Source organism: Brumimicrobium aurantiacum, from assembly GCF_003402975.1.
GTDB lineage: Bacteria > Bacteroidota > Bacteroidia > Flavobacteriales_D > Crocinitomicaceae > Brumimicrobium > Brumimicrobium aurantiacum.
On record NZ_QURB01000004.1, the window covers coordinates 165,751 to 178,326 of the forward strand.

Genomic DNA, 12,576 nt, shown 5'->3' on the forward strand with positions numbered 1-12,576 from the left:
TCCTACTTCAGTATTTCATAAATAAAAACTTTATATTTTTCTACTTAAAAACGCTAGAGTTTCAATTAATGATTCTTCTAAATTCACCTCCAATAAAGCCATATCATCATTATTTTTTATAAATTCACTTTTTCATAATTTAAAGATCAAAACAATGAATTTAAAATTCTTTACCGCCAGCCTAATACTCCTTATTGCACCAATTTCAATTGGTCAACAAGATTTCTCAGCTGAAAAGCTATGGAAACTTAAAAGATTAAGTGGTGGAACTGTTTCTACTTCTGGAACAGACGTACTTTATAGGTCATCAGAATATGAAGTTGACAAAAACTCTGGAAAAGGAAATTACTTTATTTACGACCTCAAATCTGAAGAACGTAATGAACTTCCATCTGAACTCAAATCAATGAAAGGTTTGCGTTGGTTTAACGATAAACTAGCGGGGACGATTTCTGAAGGAGAGCAAACGAAAATTGTACGCTCTTCAATACATCAACCGAATATTCAAACATTAATCACTCTTCCTTCTGATGAACTCATTGATTTTAAAATCAGTCCAGAAGGAAACTACCTATTGACGCTTCAAAAAGTTAAAACTAGAAAAACAACAGCGGATCAATACCCTGAATATCCTGAAGCAAATGTTCAAATCTATGATGATTTATTGTATAAACATTGGGATTCATGGCAAGATGAATATAGTGACCAACTTTTCCTATATGAAATCAAAGATGGAAAAGCTGTTTCTGATGGCGTGAATCTACTTGAAGGTACATTATATGAAGGTGTTGTAAAACCTTTTAGTGGACTCGAAAATGTTACTTTTATTAATGAAGAAAAGGTGATGTATTCTTCAAAGAAAAAAGTAGGAAAGGAATTTGCGACAAGTACCGACACAGAATTATTCGTTTATGACATCAAATCTAAAACGACAAGCAACTGGACAGAAGCATATAACGGTTATGATTCTAGTCCAAAACTACATACAAAATCTCAACAACTAGCTTGGTTAAGCATGGCAAATGATGGTTTTGAATCTGATAAAAACGACATTATCGTAAGAGACATCGAAACACAAGAAGATCGAAACCTTACAGCAAGCATTGACTTAACAGTGAGTAATTTTATTTGGAACGAAAAAGGAGATAAAATTTATTTCTTAGCCGTTACGGAAGCGACTTACCAATTGTTCGAATTGGATGTGAAATCGAAAAAACACCGTCAAATTACAACTGGTGATCACAACTACGGAAGTTTAGCTTTAGCGGATAAAAAAATAATTGCAATGCGTCAATCCATGTTGCATCCTAATGAAATGTTTGAAGTTGATATCAAAACAGGAAAAGCAAAACAACTCACTCATGCAAATGATGAAGCACTAAAAGAATTAAGTGTACCAACTATTGAAAAAAGATGGATTACAACTACGGACAATAAAAGAATGTTGACATGGGTGATATTACCACCAAATTTTGATGAAACAAAGAAATACCCAACACTTTTATACTGTCAAGGTGGACCACAGAGTGCAGTGAGTCAATTCTTCTCTTTCCGTTGGAACTTCAGATTAATGGCATCTCAAGGTTATATTGTAGTTGCGCCAAACAGAAGAGGATTACCAGGATTTGGTCAACAATGGAATGATGCTATTTCAAAAGATTGGGGAGGTCAATCGATTCGTGATTATTTATCTGCAATTGACGAAGTAAGTAAAGAGAAATATGTTGACAATGATAGATTAGGTGCTGTTGGAGCTTCTTACGGTGGATACTCTGTTTTTTATTTAGCAGGAGTTCACGAAGGAAGATTCAAGTCATTGATTGCACATGCAGGACTTTTCAATATGACATCTTGGTATGGAACCACGGAAGAATTATTTTTCGCGAACTGGGATTTAGGTGGTCCATATTGGAAAGAAGAAAACAAGAAATCCTATGAAAAATTTAGTCCGCACAAACATGTTGCGAAATGGGACACTCCTATTCTAATCATACAAGGAGGAATTGATTTCCGTGTACCAGAAGGTCAAAGTTTTGAAGCATTCCAAGCGGCGCAACTTCAAGGCATAAAATCAAAAATGGTTTATTTCCCTAATGAAAATCACTGGATATTATCTCCTCAAAACGCGATGATTTGGCAAAGTGAATTTTTCAAATGGTTGGATGAGACGTTGAAGAATTAATTTATATTATGTAGAGGCGCACGGCGGTGCGCCTCTACATAATGAAAAACGTAACATAAAAAAAAGGTCGACAAAATTGTCGACCTTTTTTAATGTTATAAAATGTAGGTTTTTACAAACCGAAAGTAGATTTAATTTGATCAACAAAATCAAGTTTCTCCCAAGTAAAGAATTCAACTTCTAAAGTTTCTGTTCTTCCACCATTCTCGAAAGTCACTGTTTTTGTTTCAGGTTTTCTTCCCATGTGTCCGTATGCCGCTGCTGGACTATAAATTGGGTTTCTTAACTTCAAACGTTTTTCAATTGCCGCTGGGCGCATGTCAAACATCTTCGAAATTTCACGTGCGATATCACCATCAGTCATATCCACTTTTGAAGTTCCGTAAGTGTTAACATATAGTCCCATTGGCTCAGCTACACCAATTGCGTAAGAAACTTGTACCAAGACTTCTTCACACAATCCAGCCGCAACCATATTCTTAGCAATATGACGCGTTGCATATGCTCCTGATCTATCCACTTTTGATGGATCTTTTCCAGAAAACGCTCCACCTCCGTGAGCTCCTTTTCCTCCGTAGGTATCAACAATAATCTTACGACCTGTTAATCCAGTATCTCCGTGAGGACCACCAATTACAAACTTCCCTGTTGGGTTGATGTGGTAAGTAATGTTTCCTTTGAATAATTCCTCAACAAGTGGGTTATTCAATTTTTTAATCAAACGTGGAATCAATATTTCTTTGACGTCTTTGTTGATTTTATCCAACATTACTTTCTCGTCTGCATCAAAATCATCGTGCTGCGTTGAAAGAACTATTGCATCAATTCTTTGTGGTTTATTGTCGTCACTATATTCAATTGTCACCTGCGCTTTAGCATCTGGACGTAAATAAGTGATTTCGTCATTTTCTCTTCTTAATTCTGCCAATTCGATCAACAAACGGTGAGATAAATCAAGTGCCAATGGCATATAATCTTCTGTCTCATTAGTTGCATAACCAAACATCATTCCTTGGTCACCAGCACCTTGATCTTCTGGGTTTTCCTTATCAACTCCACGGTTAATATCTTCAGATTGTTCGTGAATTGCAGAAATAACACCACAAGATTTTGCATCAAATTGATACTCACTTTTCGTGTATCCAATTTTTTCAATTGTATCTCTTGCAATTTTTTGAACATCTAGGTAAATGTTTGATTTCACCTCTCCTGCTAAAGTCACAAGACCTGTTGTTACAAGTGTTTCACATGCAACTTTTGAATCTTTATCAAAAGCTAAAAAGTGATCTATTAGGCTATCGGAAATTTGATCCGCTACCTTATCTGGGTGTCCTTCTGAAACTGACTCGGACGTAAATAAATATGACATGTTTGAATATTTCTAAATTAGAACTCCCAAAAATAGCAATACTTCGCAAATTTGACCTATTAATTAAGATAATTAAATGCGATTCTGTAATAAAATTGTATTCTTGCAAAACGAAAAATCAAGAGCATGGCAAAATTTATTCACATTGAAACATCAACTAAAGTTTGTTCAGTCGCAATCTCCGAAAATGGTCAATTAATTGATCTCTTAGAGGAAAGTTCAGATGCATATATTCACTCTGAAAGGCTCACTGTTTTTATTGAAAAAATTGTAAAACAAAACAATTGGAAGCTCAATGAAATCAGTGCTATCGTGGTAACGAGCGGACCTGGTTCTTATACAGGATTACGCATCGGTGTTTCAACAGCAAAAGGATTATGCTATGCATTAAGTGTTCCATTAATCGCCGTGAACACACTCGAAAGTATTGCATTTTTAGCACACAAAAAGCATCCAGAATCTACAATATGTGCAATGATTGACGCAAGAAGAATGGAGGTGTTTTCAACGCTTTTTAACAGTGACTTAAAAATTGTTAAACCATTATCTGCCGATGTTCTTGATGAAAAAACCTACGAGGAATTTCTTCCAATTTTAGTTTGTGGAGATGGCGCTGCAAAAACCAAAGAGTTATGGAGTGACCGTGATCTACAAATTGATGAATCTATCGTTTCAAGTGCCGCTGGTCAAGTAGAAATTGCCTTCGAAAAATTTAAAAACGTGGACTTTGAAGACGTGGCGTATTTCGAACCTAAATATTTAAAGGACTTTGTGATTACGCCTTCGAAGAAGAAATTGTTTTGATTGGTAATTGTTTGACTTAATGTAACGTGAATTGCTATGTTATTAAGTGAATGACGGAACGCTGATGACGCTGATCTCCGAACACGGATTTTCACAGATTTTATTGGGTTGGATAAAATTTCTAATTAAGTACAACATTCGAAATTCATCACTCTTTCACAAATTTCCTTGTAACAACCGTTCCTCCTCTTGAAAATCTACATAGATAAAGTCCTTCTCGCAACCTAGAAACATCAATTGAATTTTGAATTTTTCCTTTATCAGTATTGTTAAACTGCTGGCTAACCACTCGCTTTCCAGTTAGATCATAAATTTCTACTTCTAATTTATTTGTATTGGAGTGGGTTGTAAAGTGGAGTTGATTTTTTACGGGGTTAGGGTAGAGATTTATTTTTGAAAAGGTCTTTTCTGTTTTAAGACCAACATCTTCACGAAGAACAGTAAAGTTTATAAATGTAGTATCTTTATTAAAATCAGGAACGCCTGTCATATAAGAATGAGCGTATGCAACAAGAGTATAATCGTTTGCAGAATAATAACCTAAGTCTATTGTGTCTACTCTTACGAAATCAGACATAAAATTGCCTAAGAAATAATATAGATCAACCTCTATCTGATTGTTTTGAAAATTTACTTTAGAACTATCCAAATATGCAGGAGAAAGTGATAATGTTGTAAAACAAACAAGTTCTACATTATCGTTTGGACTTGGGTTGGCAGGGATAATTTTAAGACTATCAAAAATAGGATGACTATAAGATTGAGCATAGAATTGATTAAGAGAACTAATAAAACTTAAAACAAGGATGATTGTCACTTCTCTCAGCAACTTTGTAAAGTATTTTTTTTGGCTGACTTTTTTGACTTTCATAATCTGTAGTTATTGTTTAATAAACTTATGTGTTACTTGTTTACCATCACTTGTAAACTTACAGAAATATAAACCATTCCTTAAATTTGAAATATCAATAGACATTTTAAACTCTACATTACCTTGACTTGAATAGTTTAGTGTTTTCACTTTCTTTCCAGTTAGATCAATTATTTCTAGTTTCATAGAATTAGTGTAATTATTTAAACTAATGTTGAGTTTATCATTTGCTGGATTAGGAAAGAGACTAATGTCTTCAAAAATCCCATTATTGTTTAAACCTAACTCATCTAGCGGAAAGTACTCGTCTCCATAAGCCTCAACAAATTCTACAGAGCAATCGTAATAAACCCTAAATTTCCAATGACGATAATATTGACAATTAAATGGGCATAAGTGCCAAGCATAAGTATACACCAACTCCACATAATCATCATGAATTTCCGCTTCAATATTACCTCCATCCATTTCAGTAAACCTGCCAGCCGCATCACTAATACCAGAAACATCTTCAAGCGCTTTAATTAATGCCCTTTGGTTGTATTTATCTGCAACATTAAACACTATAACTTCAGGATTATGATAAAAATAAGATAAGTTATACTTTGTGATTAAGCTATCTAGGGATGGCTCACTCATTGTAAAGTAAGACGTATCTACACTTATAAATACATCCCCCATTCTTTGATAAATAATATCAATATCTAGCCAATCTACACTATCACTTTCTGGAATACTTAAATTATACACAGCAATCAAAGCATTGAGAATGGTATCTCGATGCGCATCAGGAACATCAATACTATCTTTGTAAGTTAAATTTTGATCAAAAAACTTACGTACTGCAATTTGAGTTGCATCAATTTTAAATCTATTAAAGGCATATTCGGAACCTGTGCAAGAGGATGGGTATATTTGAGATTGCGAAATAGGAGGAAAAATAGTGACAAACAAAACCATTAAAAATAATGGTTTTGCTTGTACTGAAACCCTCATCCTAAAAGACAATACTAAATTTATTAACATATTTATAATCATGTCTTTATGCTTTTTTATTGTTTAATAAATTTTCGAGTTATTTTTTTATCCCCTGTCACAAAATTACACAGGTATAAGCCATTAGTTAAATCTGAAACATCATCAATTGCCGTACCTGTTACAAAAACATTATTGTCATCATCAACAAACAAATCAGCAGCAAAATCGTCCATATCTGCTGCGCCATTGTAGGTTTGTTCCCAAACTAATCCCCCATCTGGAGTAAATTTCTGTATAATAATATCGTGATTTCCGTTTGAATTGATAGACGAACCTGCCATATAAACATACCCCAACCCATCAGTTGCGGTAGTGTTTTTTGTAAAATAGTGTAGCCTCGCCACCTTCTTCCATCCAATTTTCAGAAAAATAAATCTGATTTTGTCCAAAAAGTTGGGTTGTGGCAAACATAAAGATGAAGTTTAATGAAATAAACCAAAATTTTAGCGACTTCCCTTTAGCGCTGTGTGTGTGTGTGTGTGTGGTTCATAATAAATAGTGTTAGAAATTCATAAATAGTGTTAGAAATTCTCTACTAAATTAGGAATAAATTAACAACAGTCAAACTTTAAGATGTTAAAAGTCATTGATTTAATTGAATTGAGAAACACATCTCATCTCGATACAAATTTCTCCGCCATGCTACGAACTCCACTCGAAGTAACGTTCTACTGATATAAATCTAAACACTACGCTACAGTCCGAAAACTAATGAATGAATAGTCTTACTTGTAATCATTTATGGATAGCAGGTCTAACTTTCATTAAGGCTGCAAATGCAAAACTAATCACCAAAGTGAGGTCGGCACAATGGTAAATCCAAAATTCTGATTCAAGTTGCATGAAACTGGTTTTATTTTCAACCGTTTGAATCACAAAATACAAATGTACTACCCATCCGGAGAAAAAACCGGTTACACTTGAGAACACAAATGAGTTAAACACATTTTGTTTTTCTTGCGGAGTAGCGTTTTCACTTTTATCGAGCGTTGCTAAAATTGAAATGGTTACGACTAAAAGCAGCAGATAAACCAATTTTAAAAAAGCGGGTTCTTCATATCGAAAAACAGTATTGGTAAAGTAAGTCACCAACTGTTCGGAGGTTTGATCTGCGAATACAAGGAATAAACCGAAAACTGCAATAAGTAAAAGAGCTAGACGGTATTCTTTTTTAAAGAGAAATTTCAATTTGATTAAGTTTTACGTTTTTTCTTTTTCGCTGCCGGAAAAAGAACATTATTAAGAATTAAACGATAACCTGGCGAGTTTGGGTGTAATGTTAAATCTGTATGCGGATCTCCTACCCTATGTTGGTAATCTTCTGGGTCGTGTCCTCCATAGAAAGTCCATGTTCCAATTCCCAATTCACCATGTACATATTTCACCGTTTCTATGGATTTAGACTCTCCCATGATCGTTACCGATGGCTTAACATATTCTTTTACAAAATCAGTGGTTTGTCCGTAAAAATTCTTGATAATTGAAGTATGATTTTGTGTTAACATCGTTGGAACAACATCCCATTTTGCAGAAAATTCAAAAAGGGTAAAAACATCATCGTTTTCTGCTATTCTTCGATGACGATCCGTTCCATCAATGGTAGAATATTCATATTCCATTGGGTTTTCCTTTATCTGATAATCCTCAAAAGCTAGAGAATTATTAAAGTCTAATTTAGATTTATAATTAGGATCCATTCCGTCACCATCAAACATTTGCTCGGCAATGTCCGTTTTATGTGCAGCCAAAGCAATATCAAAACTATCTGTACCACTGCACATTGTAAAGAGAAAACCTCCAGAGTTTACATAAGCTTTAATTGTTTCTGCAACAGCCAATTTCATATCAGACACTTTTGCAAACCCCAAACTTTGTGCACTTGCTTCCAGTTTTGCAACTTGTTCTCTATACCAAGGAGCATTTCTATAGGCCGCATAGAATTTTCCATATTGCCCTGTAAAATCCTCATGATGTAGATGTAACCAATCATACTCTTTTAATCCACCTGTAACAACAGTACTATCGTAGACTTTATCGTAAGGAATTTCGGCATATTCCATCACCAAAGTCACAGCATCATCCCATGGTTGTTTTCCTCCTGGAGTATAAACCGCGATTTTGGGCGCTACTTCTAATTGTACAACTTCTTGATTAACTTCTGGTGAAGCAATATTTCGCTTAATGGTATTCACTTGACCATCCGCAACAATTTCATAACTCACACCTCTAATCACCAATTCATTTTCTATGCTTGTTAAATGTGGAATTAAAAATGAACCTCCTCGATAATTGAGTAACCATTCCATTGTTACTCCATTCTCTAAAACAAAATACGCAATACCATAAGCTTTTAAATGATTCGCTTGTGTTTTATCCATTGGCACCAATATTTGAGATGCCATGGTTTGAAAACCAATGAAAATTGCAATGATCGTGACTATAAGGTGTCGCATAATTATTTCGTTTTTAACAAAGTAATAAAAAATTGATGAACTCAACAATTAAAACGGAGCTTCATCATTATCATTGCCTGAGATATCAAAATCATCATCATCGATATCATCCATTCTACTAGAAATCACCATTCTATTTTCGGCTTCAGCGGTGTCAAAATCATGCCCAACAGGAAGTGCACCAGGAACTTGGAAATCATCATCTGTTCCGAAAGCTTCAACGTTATCAAATTTGGCAAATTTCCCGATAAATTTCAAACGAACAGTATCTGTAGAACCATTCCTGTGCTTAGCAATGATAATATCACCCATTCCTTGCGTTGGTCCTTTTTCATCTTCGAGTAATCCATAATATTCAGCACGATAAATAAAAGATACAATATCGGCATCCTGCTCAATCGCCCCAGATTCACGAAGATCAGAGAGAATAGGTCTTTTATCACCTCCACGCTGTTCTACGGAACGACTCAACTGAGAAAGTGCAATAACTGGAATATTCAATTCTTTTGCAATCTCCTTAATCGAACGAGAGATCTGAGAAATTTCCTGTTCACGATTCCCTCCACCTTTTCCAGTTCCTGCGGTCATCAACTGAAGGTAGTCGATAATCACCAATTCAATATTGTGCTTTTGTTTCATTCTACGACACTTGGCACGCAATTCGAAAATAGAAATCCCGGGAGTATCATCGATATAAATTGGAGCTTTAGACAAACGAGAAATTTTTGTGTGAATCATTTGAAACTCATGATCCTCTATATTTCCTTTCCTTAATTTTTCGGCATCAATTTGTGCTTCAGAAGAAATCAAACGTTTCACCAACTGCACACTTGACATCTCAAGAGAGAATATCGCCACTCCCATATTGTAATCTACTGCTGTATTTCTAGCCATAGACAGAACGAAGGCTGTTTTCCCCATGGCAGGACGAGCAGCAATTACAATCATGTCAGAACGCTGCCACCCAGAGGTCATACGATCAAGGTCCTTAAACCCTGTAGGAATTCCTGAAACACCATCTTTATTCTCACGGGCACTTTCAATTTCTTCAATTGCACCTTTCATGGCTGTTTGCATCGTGTCATAACTTTTTTTCATGTTATTTTGAGCGATAGCAAACAAGTCTTCCTCAGCTTTTGACAAAACATTAAAAACATCTTTAGTTTCATCGTAAGCTTCTTTTAGAATTTCACTTGAGATTCCAATGATTTCTCTTTGGATATATTTTTCAATGATAATTCTACTGTGGTGTTCAACATGGGCAGCAGAGGCTACCTTATTGGTTAAGGTAGATAAATAATAAGCTCCTCCAGCAATTTCTAGACTTCCCAACTTACGTAATTGCTCAGTTACAGTTAGCAAGTCAATTGGAGTTGTCGTATTGTATAACTCAGACATTGCCTCAAAGATCGCTTGATGTTTAGGTTCGTAAAACGCATCTTTTGTTCGTAAGATGTCAATTACATTATTCATAGCAGTACCGTCGATCATCATCGCACCTAAAACAGCCTGTTCTAAATCGGTAGCCTGAGGTGGTATCCGTCCAATATCTATTGGACTTTTATTGCCTCGTGTACTTCTGCTACTTGTTATTTTTCCGTCTTGTCTATCCTGCTTCTCCATATTGCAAATATATTTAAAACCAATTCGAATGTTGGTTTTACATCCCTCATCTTTTAATTATGTGAATAACTATAAAAAGGTTGATAACTTTAATTCTTCTGCTACCTTGATGTATGCCTAATTCCGTCTAAAAACTTAATGATTTCGTCAGGAGTTTTGCACAGGCAAAGATACGACAAACAACTTCGAAAAGAGAAGGAATAGAAAATCAATTTTTAAGTGGTGTCTAAAAAAACAAAAATAATAGGTATTCAGGAATTAGAAATCCTACATTAGAGTACTTTACATCTTAAGTATTTTCAACTTTAAATACAGGAAAAATGTTAAAGCTTTTCATAAAACAAATTAAAAAATGGCAGCATTAAAATTAAGCGTTAATTTAGTGCTTGAGTTCGAAAAGACGAATATGAAAAGACAAATTATTACCACAAAAGACGGATCAAAATCATTGTATTTACCAGATCTTTATGAGAATTATCATTCAGACCATGGAGCTTTACAAGAATCAATGCATGTCTTTATTCAAAGTGGATGGAAAGAAGTTGATTTGGAAACAGTAAGGGTATTAGAAATTGGTTTTGGTACAGGTTTGAACGCCATTATCACCTTAAAAGCTGGAATTGAAGACAAAAAAACAGTCAAATACACCGGTTTAGAAGCTTTTCCTGTTACAGTTGAAGAAGTTGATTTACTTGAATATGATCAATTAGAAGGCATTGAAGATGTTCAAGATGAATTCAAAAAAATGCATGCTGTAAATTGGGATGAGGATGTCGAAATTACTGATGCCTTTACTTTAACAAAAGTAAAACAAAAGATGGAAGTTTTTATTCCAGAAAAAGAAGGATTTGACCTTGTTTACTTTGATGCATTTGGCCCACGAGCACAACCTTTTATGTGGACAAATGATGTTTTACAAAAAATGTACGATGCATTATCAACCAATGGTGTTTTTGTTACGTATTGTGCCAAGGGAGATGTGAGAAGAAGCTTAATTTCCTTAGGGTTTGAAGTAGAAAAAATCCCTGGTCCTCCAGGTAAAAGAGAAATGTTGAGGGCTAGAAAAAAATAATGAATGGCTGGTTTGGTTTGAAATCTATTTGTTAGGACTTCAGACTTTAAGATCGATTCAATTCAGAAGTGAAGAATTGATTACCTTTGCCAAACGCAAATGAAAATATATTATGATTAAAACAAAGTTTTTATTTCCCCTAATTGGGTTCGGATTATTATTCTCTTGTACATCAGAAGATACTGGAAGTGAAGAGCAGTTTTTTGTTCAAGAAGACACTACAGATGTTAAAGATCAATTGACAACCATTTCCGATAGCTTAGCAAAAGACCCAGAAAATATTGATTTAATCATCCGAAGAGGAAATATATGTAAAGAAAATCTTAATTTTAGATGCGCCTTAGATGCTGGAGCAAAAGCCTTTAGAATTGACTCAACAAATATTCAGGCCCGTCAACTTTATGCATGGACATTAATCAATAAACCAAATGCTCCAGTTTCTGATATTGAAAGAGCAAAACGTCATTTTCAATATGTTTTATCTGTAAAACCTAATGATCCTCAAACAATGGTAGACATTGCCAATACCTATTCATTGACGGGAGATTTTAAAACGGCAATTAAGTACATTAATGATGCGCTTAGAATTGACGAACGTTTCCGAGATGGATATGTATTGAAAGGTTCAATTTATAAAACCTTAGAAAAAAATGACTTGGCATTATCAAGTTATCAAACTGCACTTCAAATTGATCCAGATTATTTTATTGGTCATTTAAACACGGGTTGGTTGTTAACATCAATGGGTGATCACCGTTTGGCATTAGAATATTATGTCAACGCAGCTGAATTAAAACCAGAGAATGTTAATTCTTTATATGGAATTGCAAAAAGTTACCAAGACCTTGGAGAATATGAAAATGCATTAAAGGAATACAGGAATATTAAAAAAATAGAACCAAAGTTTTACATTGCTGATTTCAATCAAGGATATATCAAGCATTATTATCAGGAGGAATTAGATAGTGCAGCTTATTTCTACGATCAAGTGTTACGAGCAAACCCAGATTATCCTGCTGCTTGGTATCAAATGGGAGAAGCGTACTTTGCTCAAGAAAGGTACTCTGAAGCAGGTAGAGCATACGCCGAAGCGATAAGAATTGACGAAGATTTCACTCCAGCCAAAGAAGCAGCTGAAAAATTACGTAAGATCTATTATTAATT

11 protein-coding genes are annotated in these 12,576 nt (G+C 34.7%); 4 read left to right on the forward strand and 7 right to left on the reverse strand.

The features are described 5' to 3' along the window. The first annotated feature begins 154 nt into the window (after nt 1–154). The gene (locus DXU93_RS08290; RefSeq protein WP_116880815.1) at nt 155–2,182 is read left to right on the forward strand and encodes a S9 family peptidase; all 2,028 of its coding nucleotides are present in this window, start codon (nt 155–157) and stop codon (nt 2,180–2,182) included. A gap of 112 nt (nt 2,183–2,294) precedes the next feature. Here DXU93_RS08290 and metK read toward each other — a convergent pair whose 3' ends face one another. Further along, nucleotides 2,295–3,551, reverse strand: a complete 1,257-nt coding sequence (metK, locus tag DXU93_RS08295; protein ID WP_116880816.1) for a methionine adenosyltransferase — start codon at nt 3,549–3,551, stop codon at nt 2,295–2,297. A gap of 126 nt (nt 3,552–3,677) precedes the next feature. Between metK and tsaB the strand changes: the two genes are divergently transcribed. After that, nucleotides 3,678–4,355 (forward strand): tRNA (adenosine(37)-N6)-threonylcarbamoyltransferase complex dimerization subunit type 1 TsaB, encoded by a 678-nt coding sequence (gene tsaB, locus DXU93_RS08300; RefSeq protein WP_116880817.1) that lies wholly within the window; start codon nt 3,678–3,680, stop codon nt 4,353–4,355. 148 nt (nt 4,356–4,503) lie between these two features. Here tsaB and DXU93_RS08305 read toward each other — a convergent pair whose 3' ends face one another. The 6 genes from DXU93_RS08305 to dnaB all read right to left on the reverse strand — a co-directional run bounded on the left by DXU93_RS08305 (nt 4,504) and on the right by dnaB (nt 10,340). Further along, the gene (locus tag DXU93_RS08305; RefSeq protein ID WP_116880818.1) at nt 4,504–5,226 is read right to left on the reverse strand and encodes a T9SS type A sorting domain-containing protein; all 723 of its coding nucleotides are present in this window, start codon (nt 5,224–5,226) and stop codon (nt 4,504–4,506) included. Nucleotides 5,227–5,235: 9 nt separating this feature from the next. Next, nucleotides 5,236–6,252: a T9SS type A sorting domain-containing protein gene (locus tag DXU93_RS08310; protein ID WP_165851367.1), complete on the reverse strand. Its 1,017-nt coding sequence runs from the start codon at nt 6,250–6,252 to the stop codon at nt 5,236–5,238. A 26-nt stretch (nt 6,253–6,278) separates the two neighbouring features. Continuing rightward, nucleotides 6,279–6,653, reverse strand: a complete 375-nt coding sequence (locus DXU93_RS08315; protein ID WP_116880820.1) for a T9SS type A sorting domain-containing protein — start codon at nt 6,651–6,653, stop codon at nt 6,279–6,281. A 346-nt stretch (nt 6,654–6,999) separates the two neighbouring features. After that, nucleotides 7,000–7,452: a hypothetical protein gene (locus DXU93_RS08320; RefSeq protein WP_123776090.1), complete on the reverse strand. Its 453-nt coding sequence runs from the start codon at nt 7,450–7,452 to the stop codon at nt 7,000–7,002. Nucleotides 7,453–7,457: 5 nt separating this feature from the next. Then, the gene (locus DXU93_RS08325; RefSeq protein WP_116880822.1) at nt 7,458–8,717 is read right to left on the reverse strand and encodes an asparagine synthetase B; all 1,260 of its coding nucleotides are present in this window, start codon (nt 8,715–8,717) and stop codon (nt 7,458–7,460) included. A gap of 48 nt (nt 8,718–8,765) precedes the next feature. Next, nucleotides 8,766–10,340, reverse strand: coding sequence for a replicative DNA helicase (gene dnaB / locus DXU93_RS08330; RefSeq protein ID WP_116880823.1), 1,575 nt, complete (start codon nt 10,338–10,340; stop codon nt 8,766–8,768). Between the two features lie 352 nt (nt 10,341–10,692). Between dnaB and mnmD the strand changes: the two genes are divergently transcribed. Both mnmD and DXU93_RS08340 read left to right on the forward strand, forming a co-directional pair. Then, nucleotides 10,693–11,412, forward strand: coding sequence for a tRNA (5-methylaminomethyl-2-thiouridine)(34)-methyltransferase MnmD (gene mnmD / locus DXU93_RS08335; RefSeq protein WP_240623442.1), 720 nt, complete (start codon nt 10,693–10,695; stop codon nt 11,410–11,412). Nucleotides 11,413–11,524: 112 nt separating this feature from the next. Beyond that, nucleotides 11,525–12,574 carry a tetratricopeptide repeat protein gene (locus DXU93_RS08340; protein ID WP_116880824.1) on the forward strand — a complete coding sequence of 350 codons (1,050 nt, stop codon included), beginning with the start codon at nt 11,525–11,527 and terminating at the stop codon, nt 12,572–12,574. Nucleotides 12,575–12,576 lie beyond the last annotated feature (2 nt).